This window comes from Amycolatopsis taiwanensis DSM 45107 (assembly GCF_000519205.1).
Lineage (GTDB): Bacteria > Actinomycetota > Actinomycetes > Mycobacteriales > Pseudonocardiaceae > Amycolatopsis_E > Amycolatopsis_E taiwanensis.
The window spans coordinates 18,282-34,537 of sequence record NZ_JAFB01000046.1 but is presented as its reverse complement, the minus strand read 5'-3'; the positions used below and the strand labels follow the sequence as shown (position 1 = coordinate 34,537).

The following is a 16,256-nucleotide window of genomic DNA, read 5'->3' as shown; positions in this document are numbered from 1 at the left end:
TCCAAAAGGGCATGGGGGAGCTCGGCGTCGGACCCTGCCCGGACGCAGGATTGCGGATGGAAGGAGCGGCAGTGCGCGCCGCGGATGTCAGGCGGTGGTGGTACCGCTCTGGGCTGCGGCGAGGGCCGCGTCGGCCTCGGCCGTGGCCAGCAGGGCGTTGATGTGGGCTGCGGCCAGGGCGCCGGCCGCAGCGGAGGCGCCGACCTGGGCGGTCAGGTCGGTGGCGTTGCCGGCCACCCACACCCCGGGCACCTCGGTGGTGCCGGCCATGCCGGAGGCGAAGCGGCGGCCCATGTCATCGGGCAGGTCCTCCATCGGCAGCTTCAGCCCCTCCAGGCCCTCGGTGCGGGCCTGCATCCGGGTGGCGACCGCGAGAACGCGGCGGGCCATGAACGCGCCGTCGGCCAGGCGCACGCCCGCGACACCGCCGTCGTCGGCCTTCACGACCTCTTCCACGGGGGTGTCGACGATACGGATGCCCCTGGCGGCGAAGCGCGCGCGGGTGTTCTCGTCGAGTGTGGTGTCGCGGGTGAAGTAGACGAGGTCGTCGGTCAACTGGCGGAACAGCAGGGCGTGGTGGATGGATGCGGCACTGGTGGCGAGGACGCCGATGGGCTCGTCGCGTACCTCCCAGCCGTGGCAGTACGGGCAGTGCACGACGCTGTGTCCCCAGTGCTCCGCGAGCCCGGGAATATCGGGTAGCACGTCTCGCAGGCCGGTGGCCACCAGCACACGGCGTGCCGTGATGGTCCGGCCGTTGGCCAGGGTGATGGTGAAACGCAGATCCCCGTCGGCCGACGAGGCGGCAGGTTCAGCCGAGGCCACCTCGCCGGAGACGACCCGGCCGCCGTACTGGCGCACCTGCTCCCGGCCGCGCTTCAGGATCTCGGTGGGCGGCGTACCGTCCAGCACGATGAAGCCGTGCACGGCCTCGGCCGGCGCGTTGCGGGGCGTGCCGTTGTCGATCACGACAACGGAGCGGCGGGAGCGGGCGAGCATCAGCGCACCGTTCAGGCCCGCGGCGCCGCCGCCGATCACCACGGCGTCCACGGTCTCACCGGGCAGTGCGTCGCTGTCGTACGCGGAAGTCGGCACGGACATCTCCTCGCGCCCTTTCTGTAGTGTGCGGCCCCAGCCGATCCGGGCTGTCTGCGTTCGAGTTAACCCCGAATTGCATCTAAGGCATAGAATGTTGCCTATGACGCAAGAAGATGACTCGCTGGACAGCCTCGTACGCAAACGCATCCGCGCCCTGCGGGTCGCGCAGGGCTTGTCCCTGGAGGAGTTGGCCACCCGCGCCCACCTCAGCCAGTCCTCGCTGAGCCGCATCGAGAGCGGCCAGCGCCGCCTGGCGCTGGACCAGCTCGTCACCCTGGCCCGTGCCCTGGACACCACCCTCGATCAGCTCGTCGAGAACGCCGCCGACGACGTGGTCATCAGCCCCATGATCCACGGTGCCCACGGTTTGAGCTGGCCGATGAAGGGCGACCCGGCCATGAGCATCATGCGTCGGCGGCTGACCGAGCCGCCGCCCGACAATCCCGCCACGATGCGCGCCCACCCGGGCCGGGAATGGCTCGTCGTGCTATCAGGCACCGCGATCCTGATGCTGGGCCACCGCCGCTTCCGCATCGAGACCAACCAGGCCGCCGAGTTCCCGACCATGATGCCGCACGCCATCGGCGCCGAGGGCCGCCCTTGCGAGGTCATGTTCATCTTCGACCGCGACGCCCGCCGCGGACATCGCGAGACCGACGATCAGCGCGAGAACGGCGACAGCGACGCGCAAAGCGCCAGCCCGTAACCACACCGGCCGACCCGCCCTCGTACGGGTGCACCGTGCGCGCCCGGCAGCACACAGCGCCATCGTCTTGCGTAATCCGCAAGAGGATGTGCCGAAAGCGCATGGCGCGCTTAATGTGGCGGTATGACGCAAACACACGCCGCTCACGAGGGCCACCACGAACACGGCCACCACCAGCAATGCGGCGCCGACAGCGGGCAGGCGGAGATCCTCGACCTGGACGCGGAAGTCCTCGCCGAGCACATCGCCGCCATCATCAAGTGGCTGCCCCTGAAGAGCGACCCGCGCCAGATCGTGGATCTGGCCTCCGGTACGGGAGCGGGCACCTTCGCGCTCCTCGAGCGCTTCCCCGAGGCGCACGTCCTAGCCGTCGACGCCTCGCCCGGGCACCTGCAACGGCTGCGGGAGAAGGCGTGCGCCCGCGGGGTGGACGAGCACGTGCGCACCGTGCTGGCCGACCTCGACGACGCCACCTGGCCCGACCTCGGAACACCCGACCTCGTGTGGGCGTCGGGCTCCATGCACCACATGGCCGACCCCGACCACACCCTGCGCACCGTCCGCGACCTGCTCGCGCCCAACGGCCTGTTCGCCATCGTCGAAATGGCCGGCCTCCCCCGCTTCCTGCCCGAGAACGCCCCCGCCGACCGGCCCGGCCTGGAAGACCGCGTCCACGCCGCGACCGACCGCTTCCACGCCCAGCGCCTGCCCCACCGCGGCGCCGACTGGGGACCCATGCTGAACACCGCCGGATTCGCTGTCGCAGGCGAACTCACCGTCGCCATCGACATCGACGGGTCCCACAACGCGGCGATCGGCCGCTACGCCCTGGGCGCGCTGCAGCGCATCCGCGCCGCCGCCACGGAGCTTGCGACGGAAGACCTCACCGCACTCGACCGACTGCTCGACACCAGCAGCCCGCACAGCATCCTGCGCCGTGACGACCTCGCGGTACGCACCGAGCACACCGTCTGGGCCGCGCGCCGCAACTGACGCCCCATCCCGGCGCGGGGATTGCCCGCGCGACAGCCCCAGCACCCAATGTATTGGCCCCGGAGTCCTATCTCTGACCCACGGTGCAAAGTAGCAGCGGGCGGCTACTTGCTCCCTTCCAACTGCCGTGAGACTCGCGAGTTCCGCAGCCCCTCGAGGTCCGGGATGCAGTTGTACAGCGTGCCGACGGAGACGCTCTGGATCTTGGCGATTGCTGGCCAGCTCCCGGACCCGGGCACGCTGGCACAAGTCCTCGGCCAGGACTGCGGCAGACCTGATGAGCACACCAGCAACCACGATCGGTGCCGAAGCCCCACTTCGTGCCGCCGTGCGCAGCCTCGCCAGCGCCCAGCTCCGTCAACTGTGCGTCGGGGATCGCATCCACCGGCTAGTCGGCGTACTCGCCCTCCTCGACGCCCTGCGTCTGTTCCTGCACGGCGACGCCGCCTTCGAGAGGACACCGAGGAACTCGTCGTCGGCACCCACCCCGGAGCCGCCGAGGTAACCGTCCAGGTCAGTGCTGGAAACGTCACCCTCAACGGCGCCCTCAGACCAATCCGGACACGGCAGCAAAGCAGTCAGAAGCCAGCAGATGCACAACCGCCCCGACCACGGCGGTACCGGCCATCGGCCGTACCGGCCATCGGCGGTACCGGCCGGTCGGGGCGGCGCTTGGCCACCAGCGCCTCCATCAACTGGATCGCGGTCACCGACGCCACCACAACCACCCTGACCGCGCCAGCTTCGCCATCGCCCTGAACACCGCCCGAAACCAACTCATCCGAGCCGCCGCCGTCCTGGCCGAGGAGGCCATTGACCTGATCGGCAGCATCGGCCGTGGACCGTTCCCGGTCTGGTGGACAGGGGCCGCGGCATCGTGCGGGTGGCGGCACGGCACGGGCACCGCGCGACGCCCGAAAGAAGCTGGCTGTCGACCGGTGCCCAAGACCGGGCAGTTCGCTGCGACCAACCCGCGGGACGCATCCGTTTGGCCGTGTCCCGAACATTCCGGGTGCGCGACGATATCGAGTGTGTACGGCCCGCTATCCACGCCAGGTCCGCTAGCCCAGATAACCATCGCGAAGGGGAGGGAAGAAGACCGAACCAGGCTGGTCAATACCCGTGGCTGTACCCCACGATGTTCGGCGCGATGACGGGTTCGCTCACCTGGATCTTCACTCACACCGAATTTGGTGTCGTCGATATGGACGAGGTACGCGGCGAGGCCGAACGGGCCTTGCGGAGCTGGCAGACCGCGGTGCTGGACGAGGGCGTCCTTCCGTTCCTGCGTTGGTTGATCAACGAGGGGCTGGACGAGGACCGGCTGACCTCCGAGCGGCCGACGGTCGAGCGGCAGGCAGAGATCTCTGAACCGCCGTGGAATACGGTCACTCTGGCGGATGCGCCCGGACTGAACTGGACACGCATGTACGCGTTCGTTCCAACCAGTTCCACGGAGCGGTTCGACGAGATTGTGCGGCAGATCCCGGTCGGCGCGATATTGGGCTGCGGTGGCGGCGGGTGGCGCGAAGTTCGCTTATATGAAGGCGAGTGAGGGCACGGCGTATCTGAACCCGATGTTTGACACGAACTATGCGGGTTCGGCGAACGCGGGGCTTGTGCGGGGTGGTTATCATTTTGCGTTGCCCGATGAGTCTTCGGGCGCGGCGCAGGCGATGTTCTTCCTCTCCCATGGGGCGGGTTGGGTGGCGGATGGGCGTACGTTGCCGCCGGTGTTGGATATCGAGTACAACCCGTATGGTTCGACAGACTGGACCGGCTGGTGCTATGGGTTGAGCCCGGCGCGGATGACGGCGTGGATTGCTGATTTCGCGGGTACGGTTCATGATCGGACGAATCGGTGGCCGGTGATTTATACGACCAACGGCTGGTGGAGCAACTGCACGGGCAACGACGCCGGCTTCGGTGACGATCCGCTGTGGATCGCCCCGTCCAATTCGGACACGGGTGGTGCGCCGACTATCCCGCCCAGTTGGAGCGTGTACACGTTCTTCCAGTACGCGAGCTCGGGCCCGTTCCCGGGGGATCAGGATGTGTTCAACGGGACGCCTGACCAGTTGCTCGCCTTCGCCGTGGGGGATACGCCGGACAAGATCGTCGAGCATTACACGGCGATGGGCGGAAGCTCTTCCCACCTCGGGAATCCCTCCGGTGGTGAGTACCCCATCGCGGCAGGGTGGGCACAGGATTACGAGCACGGCACCATCTACCACCACGGGCGCGTGGGCGTTGCGGGGCCTGGTGTTGGCCCACTACCGCGACCTGGGCGGCCCCGGTGGCCTTCTCGGATTCCCAACCAGCGACGAAACCTGGACTGCGGATGGCGAGGGCAGCTACAACGATTTCGCCGGCTCGGGTGGGGCCTCGATCTACTGGTCCCAGGCGAGTGGTGCCTGGTCGCTGCATGGGGAGATCCGCGCCAAGTATCTTGCCGTGGGTGGGGAGCCGGTGCTGGGGTTCCCGACCACGGACGAGAACGGCCCTCCGGATAGTGTGGGGCGTTACAACCAGTTTAGCGGGGCGGGTGGCGCGTCGATCTACTGGACCGCAGGGACGGGTGCGCACGAGGTGCAGGGGGCTATCCGATCGCGCTGGGCGCAGCTGGGGTGGGAGACCGGCCCGGGCTACCCGGTCACCGATGAGATCGGCACCCCGGACGGAGTGGGCCGCTACAACCATGACCAATCCTGGTCGAGCGACCTGGCGTTTCCGCGTGATGTGATCAGCAGGGAAGGGACTGGCTTCCGCGCTACTTGACAGTGAGTCGTCCTTAGCCGGGTGTGACGACGCGCCGCACGCTGTCGCGGAGCAGGGTGCGGCGTTGTTCATGGACGTGTGCGGGTTCCTGGTCGGTGGCGGCGTAGACGTTGCTCACCGGTGACCACGCCATGGACATCGCGATGACCATGGCCATCAGGTCGAACGGGTCTCCGGACCGGACAAGGCCCATGGCCTGCGCGTCGGCGATGGCACCCAGTTTGGCAGCATCGAGGCGGTCGGCGTCGTCGACGAGATGACCGGCCGGGCGTCGTTCCAGACGCGCCCAGGTGGCCAGCCGGATCAGATCGGGGCGACGGAGGTACTCGTCGTAGAGGCGTACGGCCCAGTCCGCCAGGTCAGTCGCGTCGATCGGCACGACGGTCATGATCCGTTCCAGGGAGCCGAAGAAGATCGCGTCGAACAACCCTTCCTTGCTGCCGAAATAGCCGTAGAGCTGGGCCTTGTTGGTACGCGCCGCGGCCACGATGCGTTCGACGCGTGCCCCGGCGATGCCGTGCTCGGCGAACTCCTGGGTGGCCACGTCCAGGATGCGCTGCCTGGTGGCGGCGCCACGCGAGGTCAGGGGCTTGTCGGCCATACCGGACAGGATAACAACAGACCAGTCGGTTTGCTCCATGGTAGGGGCTTCGCTAACCTCCCAGCAGACCGAACAGTCTGTTTATCGTGAGGAGTGAGGATGCGAACCACCGTGGGCTGGCAGGCCGACCGGCCCGGGACCGCGCTGCGCCGGGTGTCGTTCGAACGTCGGGATCTGCGGGCCGACGACGTCGCGGTGCGCGTGGACTACTGCGGCGTCTGCCACACCGACCTGCACGCCATCCACGCCCTGCCCCAGACCGGGGACGCACGGTTGGTGCCGGGCCATGAATTCACCGGGGTGGTGACCGCGATCGGGCCTGACGTCACCCGGTTCACGGTCGGGGACGCGGCCGCGGTCGGCAACATCGTCGACTCGTGCGGGCTGTGCGCGATGTGCCGGGCGGGACAAGAGAACTTCTGCACCGAGTTCCCAACCCTGACCTACGGCGGCACCGACCGCCACGACGGATCGACCACGCTGGGGGCCTATTCCCGCGAGTACATCCTCCGCGACCGGTTCGCCTACCCACTGCCCTCAGACCTCGACCCCGCCGCCGCCGCTCCATTGCTGTGCGCCGGAATCACCGTCTGGGAGCCGCTGCGGGCCCTCGGCGTCAGCCCGGACACCCGCGTCGCGGTGGCCGGACTTGGCGGCCTCGGGCACCTCGCGGTCAAACTCGCCGTCGCCCTCGGCGCCGACACCACAGTCATCAGCCGGTCACCAGACAAGGCTGACGACGCGCGCCGGCTGGGCGCCCACGACCTGATCCTGTCCACCGACCAACGACAGATGACCGCCGCCCGAAACCGGTTCGACGTCCTCATCGATACCATCGCTGTCCCCCATGAGCTCGGTCCCCTCCTTGGGCTCGTCGCCCTGGATGGCACGCTCAGCCAGCTCGGACACCTCGGTCCGGTCACCCTGCAGACCATGGACCTGCTCATCGGACGCAAGAAACTCAGCTCGGCGGGCAGCGGCGGCCGGCCTGCCACCGCCGCGATGCTGGAGTTCTGCGCCCAGCACAACGTCACCGCCGACATCGAGCTCATGCCCTCCGCTCGGGTAAACGACGCTCTCGACCGCCTGGGGCAGGGCGATGTCCGCTACCGCTTCGTACTGGACCTGTCCGACCTGTCGTAGGCAACCACAGCCCAGCACTTACCGGACCCGTGTGATCCCAAGGCTTCGGGGTGCGATCGGTCATCGCACGACCGCCTGGAAAGGCGACGTGAGTGCCGGATGCGCGGGCACGAGAGATCGACAGGGACACACCTTACCGAGCACGACCCTTCGATTACGGAACGGACAAGACGGCCACTCCAGCGAACCGACGGTGCGGTCTTTCCGACCGGGCGACCCTCACCCCGTGTCCACCGAACCGGGAACGGTTTAGCCGCGACTCCGGGACGGCTTGTGGACAACGCCGCCGAGTTCCACAGCGAGGCCCTGCGCGGGGGTTGCGACCAGCTCGCATTTTGGTGTCATAGGAAGCGGCAGAACCGGGTGTCTGAGATTTCAAGGGTCATCGCGCCGTCATGGTGAGCGATGCGGAGAGAGACTTGTGTCAAGGTCTCGATGAGGTAGTCGGCGTTGAGCTCGGATGCTTCGACTGTGCCGAGTACGCCAAGTGTCTGGCATCCGAGCGATCGGCCGGCCGCGAGTCCTACGGGTGTGTCTTCGACGACGAGGCATGTGTCTGCGTTGAAACCTAGCGCCCGTGCGGCAGCCCGGTAGCCTTCGGGGCTGGGTTTGCCGTTGACGACATCATCGGCCGTGATCATGACGGTGGGCTCGTTCAGGCCGGCGGCTTGCAGGCGGATGCGTGCGAGCTTGGCCGTGCAGGAGGTGACGATGGCCCATCGTTCGGCAGGCAGTTCGGCCAGAAGTTCTCGGGCGCCGTCCTTGACTTCTATGCCTTCGGTTTCCTGCTCCTCGAACTGCTCCGCGAGCCGTAATGCCTCCGCCCGCTGGTTCACTGCGACGTGCCGTGCGACGGTGTCTCTGGCCGGGAGTCCGTGTCCGCGGTGGACGTAGCCGGTGATGCCCAACGTGTCTGCCCATTTGTGCCAGGCGCGCTCGGTGGCCCCGGTCGAATCGATCAGCGTCCCGTCGAGATCGAACAGAATGGCCTGTGCTTCGGCTCCTATTACGTGGCCGGGTTCGCCGTCCTTAGATGCCATACAGGAGCTCCTTGGCTCGCGCGAACCTGCCGCGGACTTCCGTGGCCCATTCGGGATGTGTCGGTTCGGACGATGTCGAGATGCGGCGCTCCCACTGTGGTGGTTCCGGGTCGCCGGACAGTGCCCAGGCCGCCTGTCTCGCGGCCCCGAGGGCGACGTATTCCTCGGGCTCTGGAACGAGAATCTCCGCTGCCAGGATGTCGGCCGCGGCGTTGCGCACGCTGGCTGCCTTGGACCCGCCGCCGATGAGCAGTACACGGTTGGCCGCGATGCCCTGCGATCTGAGGGAGTCGAGGGCGTCCGCGAGCATGCACAGCAGCCCGAGGACGGCCGTTCGGGCCAGGTTTTCGGGAGTGAGGTTGGCCCTGGACATCCCGAGGAGTGTGCCGTGGGCATCGGGGAGGTTCGGCGTGCGTTCGCCGTCGAAGTAGGGCACGAGGGTGAGGCCGCCCGCGTCGAGGGGGCCGGCGCCGGCAAGGCGGTCGAACTCCGGAAGGTCGACGCCCAGGAGTTGGGCGGTGCCGGACAGGATGCGTGCGGCGTTGATGGTGGCAAGCAGGGGAAGGTTCTGGCCGGTGGCGTCGGCGAAGCCGGCAACCGCACCGGAGGCGTCTGCGACGGGTTGGGGTGTGGAGGTGAAGACGGTCCCGCTCGTGCCAATGCTGACGGCCACCTCGCCGGGTTGGAGTCCGAGGCCCAGGGCGGCTCCGGCGTTGTCGCCGCATCCGGCGGCGAGAAGGGCCCCGGTGGCTGTCCTGCCCGCGGTTTCGTTGGCCGCTAGGACTTTCGGCAGCTTCGGGACTTTGCCGAAGACTTCCTGGACCAGGTCGGTTCGATAGCGGTTCTCCGGTACGGAGAAGTAGCCGGTTCCGGAGGCGTCACTGCGGTCGGTCGTCGGAGACTCCGGCATTCCGGCGAGCTTCCAGGTCAGCCAGTCGTGCGGCAGCAGAATCGTGGCTGTCCGGTCCGCTGTGGCTGGTTCGTGCTGTGCCAGCCACGCGAGCTTGGTGATCGTGAATGAGGGCACCGGGACCACACCGATCTGTTCGGCCCACCATTCGGCCCCGAATTGCTCGCGCAGGTGCGCCGCTTGGGGGGCCGAGCGCGTGTCGTTCCACAGGAGCGCGTCGTATACGGGCTTGCCGTCAGCGCCGAGGGCAACCAGGCCGTGCTGTTGGGCGCTGACGGACACGGCGGCCGAGGCGGAGAATCCGTCGGGCGAGCAGTCCTGCAGGGCCTGCCACCAGTGCCGGACGTCGACGGCGGTGCCGTCGGGGTGCGCCGCGGATGCCCGTGCGAGGATTTCGCCGGTCTCGGCATCAACGGTGAGGGCCTTGCAGCTTTGCGTCGAGGAGTCGATTCCCGAGACGACCACCCGAGGGTTCATGCTGTCTCCTCGAGGAGCCGGGCCGCGAGTGTTGAGTCGGTGACAAGTGACGAGATGAGGCCCGAGGCGAGGGCGGAGGCAACCGCCTCAGTCTTCTTCGGCCCACCGGCCACCCCGATCACCTCTGGTATGCGACGCAGTTCGTCCTCGCCGATCGCCACGCTGCGGCCGGGGAGGAGATCAAGCACGGTGCCGCTGCGGTCGATGAGGAGGGCCCCGATCTCGGCCTTGACTCCGGCCTTCAGCACAGCCTCACGCTCCTTGGCCGAGAGCGCCGGGTTGTCGTAGAGCTGCGAGTCGGGCGGGGACCAGCTGCCGATGGCGACCAGGGCGATCGTGACCCGGGCGAACTGCCGGCGGGTCTCGCGGACTTCGTGTTGGCGCGCGATGGCTTCGGCCGCGGCGGCGTCCGAGGTGATGATGGGCGCGTAGATGGTCCACGCATGGCCGTGGGTAACGGCGCTGACGCGTCGGATGACCTCGACGCCGGTGGCCTGGACGGGGCCGGCGATCCCGGCCAGCTGCACCACTTCGCAGCGCGGGAGGTCGTGAAGCTGCTGGGACATGCTGCTGAGGGTCCGGCCCGCGGTCATGCCGATGACGTCCTCGGCGGTTGCGATCTCGCTGAGCAGGTCCGCGGCGGCGCGGCCGAGCTCGCGCTGGATGTGCTCGGGCGAATCGGTGGGAGTGTGCAGCACGATCGAGTGCTTCAGGTGGTACTTCTTCTGCATTGCCAGGGATCGTTCGACGTCCAGGCTGTCCGGGGCCGCGATGGTGAAGGTGACGATCCCGGAGGCGATGGCGTCGTCGAGTAGACGCCCCACCTTGATCCGGCTCAGGTTCAGCTCCTCGGCGATCTCGATGCGAGTCCGTCCCTCCAGGAAATGCCGTCGGGCGATGTAGGCCAGGCGTACGAGCTTGTCTGGTCCGGCAGCGGGTTTTGCCACCGCTTCCCCCTTCCGTGCGGGTCAGCTCATCTTACGCAGATCGCGCCGTGGTTGAACATATGAACACGGTACTTGCACATCTGTTGCGTCCTGGCTTATTGTCGGCCCGCCAGCGACCCGAGGCTCGGCCCCTTCGACGAGTGCTGCGGCTCAACCATCGATCTGACGGGAAAGAGATGTCCGAAACAGTCCCGGATACCATGCGTGCCAGTGTCCTGATCGAGCCGGGCACGCTCGTCGTGGAGGAACGGCCCGTGCCGCGCCCGGACCGCGACGAGGTCCTCGTGAAAGTCTCTTCTGTGGGCGTGTGCGGCTCCGATGTCCACTACTTCCAGGAGGGTCGCATCGGCGACTTCGTCGTCGATGCGCCGCTGGTCCTCGGGCACGAGGCGGCCGGCAGGATCGTCGCAGTGGGTGCCGACGTGCCCGAGTCCCGCATTGGGCGCCGTGTCTCCGTCGAGCCGCAGCACCCGTCGGCGACCTCGCCCCAGACTCTCAGCGGCCGCTACAACCTCTGCCCCCACATGCGGTTCTTCGCCACGCCCCCGGTTGACGGCGCGTTCGCCGAGTACGTGACGATCCAGTCGCACTTCGCCTTCGACGTCCCCGATTCCATCAGCGACGACGCCGCGGCGCTCATGGAGCCCCTCTCAGTGGGCATCGCGGCGGCTCGCAAAGCCGGCATCACGGCCGGATCGCGCGTGCTCATCGCCGGCGCCGGTCCGATCGGCATCCTGGCCGCGCAGGCCGCGCGCGCCTTCGGCGCAACCGAAATCCTCGTGAGCGACCTCGACGAGAACAGGCGGGCGCAATCCCGAGAGTACGGGGCAACGAGCATCCTCGACCCGAGAACCGACGACATCGCCGGACTCGGGCTCGATGTCGATGTCTTTCTCGAATGCTCCGGGGCCACGCCGGCGGTGCTGTCCGGGCTGGCAGCACTGGGTCCGGGCGGCCGCATGGTGCTGATCGGCATGGGCGCCGACGAAGTGTCCCTGCCGATCCCCGTGATCCAGAACCGCGAACTCGTCGTGACAGGCGTATTCCGTTACGCCAACACCTGGCCGACGGCCATCGACCTGGTCCGCACCGGTCGCGTCGACCTCGACTCCATGGTCACCGGGCACCACGACCTGGACCACGTCGCCGAGGCCCTGATCGAGTCCACCCGGCCGGCCGTCCTGAAGACGATCGTTTCTCCGGGGCTGTGACCCGTGACGAACCAACTCGCCGCCCTTCGCTGCACCGGGATCGCCAAGGGCTTCGCCGGGATCCCCGTACTCAAGAGCATCTCTTTGACGTTGGAGCCGGGAACCGTTACCGCCTTGGCCGGCGAGAACGGTGCCGGCAAGTCGACCCTTATGAAGATCGCCTCTGGGCAGTACAGCCCAGACGAAGGCGAAATCCTTGTCGGCGAACACCGGCTGCCCGCCGGCAACCCGCAGGCAGCAAACCATCTCGGGGTGGCCATCGTTCCTCAGGAGCTGGCCTCGATCCAGGACATGCTGGTCTACGAGAACCTTTTCATCGGCCGAGAACTGCGCCGGGGACCGTTCCTGAACCGCCGCGGCATGATCGCCGAGGCAGGCCGGCTCCTCGCCCCATTCGGGGTGGCCATCGATCCCGAGGCCCGGATGGGAACCCTGCCGGTCGGCGTGCGGCAGCTCATCGAGATCGCCAAGGCGACCAGCCGTGGCGCACGGGTCCTGCTCCTGGACGAACCCACGAGCGCCATCGCCGAACACGAGGTGGCCCAGCTGGAACACGTCGTGAGCACTCTCAAAGCCCAGGGAGTCGCCCTGCTCTTCACCACGCACAAGATGGAGGAGATCCGGGCGATGGCCGACCGCGTCGTCGTCCTCCGGGACGGGGCGCTGGTCGAAGATTCCCCGATCGACGCCATTACCGACGACAACATCGTCCAGGCGATGATCGGTCGAGAACTCGATGACCTGTTCCCCGAGCGTCCTGCGTGCGGGACCGAGGTACTGCTCGACGTGCGCGGGCTGGTGGTCGGCGACCGTCCACCTGTCTCCTTGCAGGTCCGTCGGGGCGAGATCGTCGGACTCGCCGGTCTTGTCGGGGCCGGCCGGACGGAGCTGCTCGAGACGATTTTCGGGCTCCGCCGTGCCCACAGCGGGACTGTCCATGTTGCTGGAAAGAAGATCAGGCCGGGCGAGCCGGCCTCCGCGATCGCGGCCGAAATGGTCCTGGTTCCCGAGGACCGCAAGGGCGCCGGGGCGGTCTTGGGCATGTCGATCCTGGACAACGCCACACTTCCTCGAACCGGGGCATTCTCGTTGGTCGGTTGGCTTCGAAATCGCCAGCGCACGGACGCAATATCGTCGGTGATGGACTCGCTGTTGCTGCGGCGACGCAACCTCGACCAGCCCGTCGAAACACTCTCCGGAGGAAATCAGCAGAAGGTTGTCATCGGCCGCTGGCTGACCGGCCCCGTCAAAGTGCTGCTGCTCGATGAACCCACCCGAGGCGTCGATGTGGGCGCTCGCAACGAGATTTACCGCATCATTGTCAGCCTGGCCGCCCAAGGCATGGCGGTGGTCATGGCGTCCTCCGACATGCCCGAGATCCTCTCCCTCTCGCACCGTGCCCTCGTCATGCGCGAAGGCACCTTCGCGGCCTCTTTCTCCCAGGAGCAACTCGCCTCATCCGACATTCAGGACCGAATCTTCCGCCACGCTTCCGGCCAGGAAGCCGCTCCCGCAAAGGAACTTCGACATGCTGGGAACTGACAAGGACGCGCCAGTGCGGGAGGCCGCCGGAGCCTCATCGCTCCGGACCAAGCGGATGCCGAACATCAGCGGCGCATCGGTACGCAAGCTGCTGATCAACAACGCGATGATCGTCGTCATGCTGCTGGTGATCGCGTTCTTCCTCTACCGCAGCGCACGATTCGGCACGGTGGATAATCTCTCCACCATTCTCATCGCGGCCGCCCCCTTCGCGTTGATCGCCCTTGGTCAGACCCTGGTGATCCTCACCGGAGGCATCGATCTGTCCGTTGGAAGTGTCATCGCGCTCAGCGCGATGGCCGCTGCCCTGGTCGCCAAGAACAACCCGAACCAGCTCTGGCTCGCCCTGGTTACCGCGATGCTGGTCGGACTCGCCGCGGGAGCGATCAATGGGCTTGTCGTCGCACGGCTGAACGTTCCGCCGTTCATCGCCACACTCGGAATGCTGACACTGGCTTCTGGGCTGGCCTACGTGGTCGGCGACGGCGCCCCGATCAACGGGCTTCCCGCAACGTTCGGTGCCTTCGCCAACACCGAAGTGCTCGGGTTGAAGATCCCCGTCATCCTCATGATCGTCTTCGTCGTCGGACTGGCCCTCGTCATGAAGCGCACCGTCTACGGGATGCGGGTCTACGCCGTCGGCGGCAACCGCCACGCCGCCGAGATCGCCGGCGTGAAGAGCCGGAGCATCCTCTTCAGCGTCTACATGATCAGCGGCGTCCTGGCCGGCCTCTCCGGCCTCATGCTCGCGTCCCGCGTCGTGTCCGGCGCACCGAACCTCGGCGCCGGATACGAACTCGATGCCATCGCCGCCGTCGTCATCGGCGGCGCCTCCCTGATGGGTGGACGTGGCAGCATCTGGGGAACCGCACTGGGACTCCTGCTCATTCAGACCTTGAACAACGGACTCGACCTCCTCATCGTCCCGGCCTACTGGCAAGACGTCATCAAGGGCATCTTGATCGTTGCCGCTGTCGGCGTCGACGTCTGGGCGAACGCCCGCCGGGCCAGCTAACCGCCCCCAATGGGCAGTGACTATCGCAAAGGAGCGACATTGAAATTCCGATTCCTATCCAGGTTCACCGCGTCCGCCGCTGTGGTGGCGGTCGGCGGTTTGCTTCTCACTGGCTGCGGCGCTGGTGACCCGGATGTCGGCAAGACCACTATCGGGGTAAGCGTCTACGACATGTCGTCGTTCGTGACCCAGGGCAAGGAAGGCATCGATGCCTACGCCAAGGCCCGCGACATCAACGTCCTGTGGAATTCGGCAAACCTGGACGTGAGCACCCAGGCGAGCCAGATCGACCAGTTCATCAACCAGAAAGTGAACGCGATCCTGGTCGACCCCGTACAGGCCGGCTCGCTCCAGCCGCAGGTGGCGGCGGCCAAGGCCGCGGGCATTCCCATTGTCGACGTGAACGCCTCGTTGCAGAATGACGCGCTCAGCGGCTCGGTACAGCCGGACGACGTCGCCGCAGGACAGCAGGAGGCCGAGATGATGGCCAAAGCACTCAACGGCAACGGCAACGTCGTCATCCTCCAAGGACCGCTTGGCGGATCAGGGGAGATCGATCGCGGCAAAGGCATCGACAAGGTTCTGGCCGCGAACCCCGGAATGAAGGTGCTCGCCAAGGACACGGCCAACTGGAAGCGTGATGAGGCCGTGAACAAGATGAAGAACTGGATCTCAGCGTTCGGCGGCCAGATCAATGGCGTCATCGCGGAGAACGACGACATGGGACTGGGCGCCCTTCAGGCCCTGCGGGAAGCGGGAATCAGCGGTGTTCCCATCGTCGGCATCGACGGCATCGAGGACGGACTCAAGGCCGTCAAGTCCGGAGATTTCATCGGAACCTCCTTCCAACACGGAACCGTCGAAATGGCTGAAGGACTCGCCGTGGCAGCGAAACTCGCCAAGGGCGAGAAAGTGAACGACAAGCCGGTCTACACGATGCCAGCCATCACCAGGGACAACGTCGACCAGGCCCTCAAGAACGTCGTCACCGAAAAGGACGCGTTCATCGCCAAGCTCCCGCAGCTCGTCGACGACAACCTCACCAGCGGCAACCTCGCCTACGAGGGCCTGCCCGGCCAGCAAAAATAGACATCCCGGCCCGGCACGCACCGGACCCGGACCCGGTCCCGGGTCCGGTGCGCGCCGGGCCTCACCAGACGCTGCAAGGGTTGACAACCGGGGAGATTTCCGCGCATTTCTCCGATATTTACGGGGCGTCGATCTCGAAAGACGTGATCTCCCTCGACCTCCTGATCGGTCCTGGCCACCAGGAACGGGACTGTAAAGCGAACGGCTCTGTCCAAAGTTCAGTGATCAAGGGGTGGCTTGGGTGATTGTGGGTGGTTCATTCGACGAGCAGGATTCTCTTGCGTAGCAGGGGGAAGCTGGCCCTGCCGTAGGTCTGACGCTTGAGCATTTTGATACTTTCGTGTTGACACCCTCGGCGGGGCCGTTGCTGTAGGGCAGGGTCAGGCCGGCGATGGTGGCGTCGTGGTCCTTTTCCAGGCCGTTGAGGCTCATGATCCAGGAGACGAGGCGGCGTGGCGAGGGTGGTGTGCGCTCGGGGTCGGCCCGCCCCTGATTGGTGTAGCGCACCAGCAGTCACATCGCCGCGTCTCCCGTCTCTGATGCCCCTGGTGGTGCGGAAAGCGTTGGCACGATAACCGTCCGGTGATCAGCTTGGCTACACCCCGTCTTGACCTGTTTCCAGTCAGGACGAGAACAGGCACGGTTTCTGTGTCGGTCACCGCAGATGGCATGCGGTTTTGTCTTTTGTTACATGATGTTTCGCACG

The 16,256-nt window shown here is 66.8% G+C and carries 16 protein-coding genes and 2 pseudogenes; 11 read left to right on the top strand and 7 right to left on the bottom strand.

Translation table 11 applies throughout. The features are described 5' to 3' along the window. Window positions 1-87 precede the first annotated feature (87 nt). A complete protein-coding gene (locus tag A3CU_RS0130660; protein ID WP_245617423.1) occupies window positions 88-1,095 on the bottom strand; it encodes an NAD(P)/FAD-dependent oxidoreductase in 1,008 nt (335 codons plus the stop codon). Window positions 1,096-1,198: 103 nt separating this feature from the next. Between A3CU_RS0130660 and A3CU_RS0130655 the strand changes: the two genes are divergently transcribed. The 3 genes from A3CU_RS0130655 (at window position 1,199) to A3CU_RS52875 (ending at window position 3,302) form a co-directional block, all read left to right on the top strand. Beyond that, entirely contained in the window at window positions 1,199-1,804 is a 606-nt protein-coding gene (locus A3CU_RS0130655; RefSeq protein WP_027945487.1) for a helix-turn-helix transcriptional regulator, read from the top strand. Between the two features lie 123 nt (window positions 1,805-1,927). Beyond that, window positions 1,928-2,797 carry a class I SAM-dependent methyltransferase gene (locus A3CU_RS0130650; protein ID WP_027945486.1) on the top strand — a complete coding sequence of 290 codons (870 nt, stop codon included), beginning with the start codon at window positions 1,928-1,930 and terminating at the stop codon, window positions 2,795-2,797. A 277-nt stretch (window positions 2,798-3,074) separates the two neighbouring features. Beyond that, on the top strand, window positions 3,075-3,302 hold the full coding sequence (locus A3CU_RS52875) for a CBS domain-containing protein (RefSeq protein WP_156960643.1): 228 nt from the start codon (window positions 3,075-3,077) through the stop codon (window positions 3,300-3,302). A gap of 73 nt (window positions 3,303-3,375) precedes the next feature. On the opposite strand, the gene A3CU_RS52870 is transcribed toward A3CU_RS52875, so the two are convergent. After that, a complete protein-coding gene (locus A3CU_RS52870) occupies window positions 3,376-3,690 on the bottom strand; it encodes a hypothetical protein (RefSeq protein WP_156960642.1) in 315 nt (104 codons plus the stop codon). Window positions 3,691-3,947: 257 nt separating this feature from the next. Here A3CU_RS52870 and A3CU_RS0130640 point away from each other — a divergent pair, with 257 nt between their 5' ends. The 3 genes and pseudogenes from A3CU_RS0130640 to A3CU_RS54765 all read left to right on the top strand — a co-directional run bounded on the left by A3CU_RS0130640 (window position 3,948) and on the right by A3CU_RS54765 (window position 5,575). Further along, a complete protein-coding gene (locus A3CU_RS0130640; protein ID WP_156960641.1) occupies window positions 3,948-4,352 on the top strand; it encodes a hypothetical protein in 405 nt (134 codons plus the stop codon). Then, window positions 4,339-4,782 (top strand): annotated as a pseudogene (locus tag A3CU_RS54770) (GH25 family lysozyme); the annotation flags it as partial. The gene A3CU_RS0130640 and the pseudogene A3CU_RS54770, both read left to right, overlap by 14 nt. A gap of 190 nt (window positions 4,783-4,972) precedes the next feature. Further along, window positions 4,973-5,575, top strand: coding sequence for an LGFP repeat-containing protein (locus tag A3CU_RS54765; RefSeq protein WP_245617422.1), 603 nt, complete (start codon window positions 4,973-4,975; stop codon window positions 5,573-5,575). A 13-nt stretch (window positions 5,576-5,588) separates the two neighbouring features. Here A3CU_RS54765 and A3CU_RS0130630 read toward each other — a convergent pair whose 3' ends face one another. Continuing rightward, on the bottom strand, window positions 5,589-6,176 hold the full coding sequence (locus tag A3CU_RS0130630) for a TetR/AcrR family transcriptional regulator (RefSeq protein WP_027945483.1): 588 nt from the start codon (window positions 6,174-6,176) through the stop codon (window positions 5,589-5,591). 99 nt (window positions 6,177-6,275) lie between these two features. Between A3CU_RS0130630 and A3CU_RS0130625 the strand changes: the two genes are divergently transcribed. Beyond that, window positions 6,276-7,319, top strand: coding sequence for an NAD(P)-dependent alcohol dehydrogenase (locus A3CU_RS0130625; protein WP_027945482.1), 1,044 nt, complete (start codon window positions 6,276-6,278; stop codon window positions 7,317-7,319). Between the two features lie 341 nt (window positions 7,320-7,660). Here A3CU_RS0130625 and A3CU_RS0130620 read toward each other — a convergent pair whose 3' ends face one another. From A3CU_RS0130620 to A3CU_RS0130610, 3 genes are read right to left on the bottom strand one after another with little or no spacing between them, the layout of a single operon-like run. Next, the gene (locus tag A3CU_RS0130620) at window positions 7,661-8,359 is read right to left on the bottom strand and encodes an HAD-IA family hydrolase (RefSeq protein WP_052372456.1); all 699 of its coding nucleotides are present in this window, start codon (window positions 8,357-8,359) and stop codon (window positions 7,661-7,663) included. Further along, window positions 8,349-9,746 carry a xylulokinase gene (gene xylB / locus A3CU_RS0130615; protein WP_043843139.1) on the bottom strand — a complete coding sequence of 466 codons (1,398 nt, stop codon included), beginning with the start codon at window positions 9,744-9,746 and terminating at the stop codon, window positions 8,349-8,351. The genes A3CU_RS0130620 and xylB overlap by 11 nt, the downstream gene beginning before the upstream one ends. Further along, on the bottom strand, window positions 9,743-10,693 hold the full coding sequence (locus A3CU_RS0130610) for a sugar-binding transcriptional regulator (protein ID WP_027945479.1): 951 nt from the start codon (window positions 10,691-10,693) through the stop codon (window positions 9,743-9,745). The genes xylB and A3CU_RS0130610 overlap by 4 nt, the downstream gene beginning before the upstream one ends. Window positions 10,694-10,833: 140 nt before the next feature. Between A3CU_RS0130610 and A3CU_RS0130605 the strand changes: the two genes are divergently transcribed. The 4 genes from A3CU_RS0130605 to A3CU_RS0130590 are packed head-to-tail and all read left to right on the top strand — an operon-like array spanning window position 10,834 to window position 15,550. Further along, window positions 10,834-11,904 carry an NAD(P)-dependent alcohol dehydrogenase gene (locus A3CU_RS0130605; RefSeq protein ID WP_245617421.1) on the top strand — a complete coding sequence of 357 codons (1,071 nt, stop codon included), beginning with the start codon at window positions 10,834-10,836 and terminating at the stop codon, window positions 11,902-11,904. 3 nt (window positions 11,905-11,907) lie between these two features. Continuing rightward, window positions 11,908-13,446: a sugar ABC transporter ATP-binding protein gene (locus tag A3CU_RS0130600; protein ID WP_027945477.1), complete on the top strand. Its 1,539-nt coding sequence runs from the start codon at window positions 11,908-11,910 to the stop codon at window positions 13,444-13,446. Continuing rightward, entirely contained in the window at window positions 13,433-14,461 is a 1,029-nt protein-coding gene (locus tag A3CU_RS0130595) for an ABC transporter permease (protein WP_043843136.1), read from the top strand. Before A3CU_RS0130600 ends, A3CU_RS0130595 begins: the two co-directional genes overlap by 14 nt. A gap of 9 nt (window positions 14,462-14,470) precedes the next feature. Then, window positions 14,471-15,550, top strand: a complete 1,080-nt coding sequence (locus A3CU_RS0130590) for a substrate-binding domain-containing protein (protein ID WP_052372454.1) — start codon at window positions 14,471-14,473, stop codon at window positions 15,548-15,550. 256 nt (window positions 15,551-15,806) lie between these two features. Here A3CU_RS0130590 and A3CU_RS55815 read toward each other — a convergent pair. Further along, window positions 15,807-15,970 (bottom strand): annotated as a pseudogene (locus A3CU_RS55815) (transposase); the annotation flags it as partial. Between the last annotated feature and the right edge of the window lie 286 nt (window positions 15,971-16,256).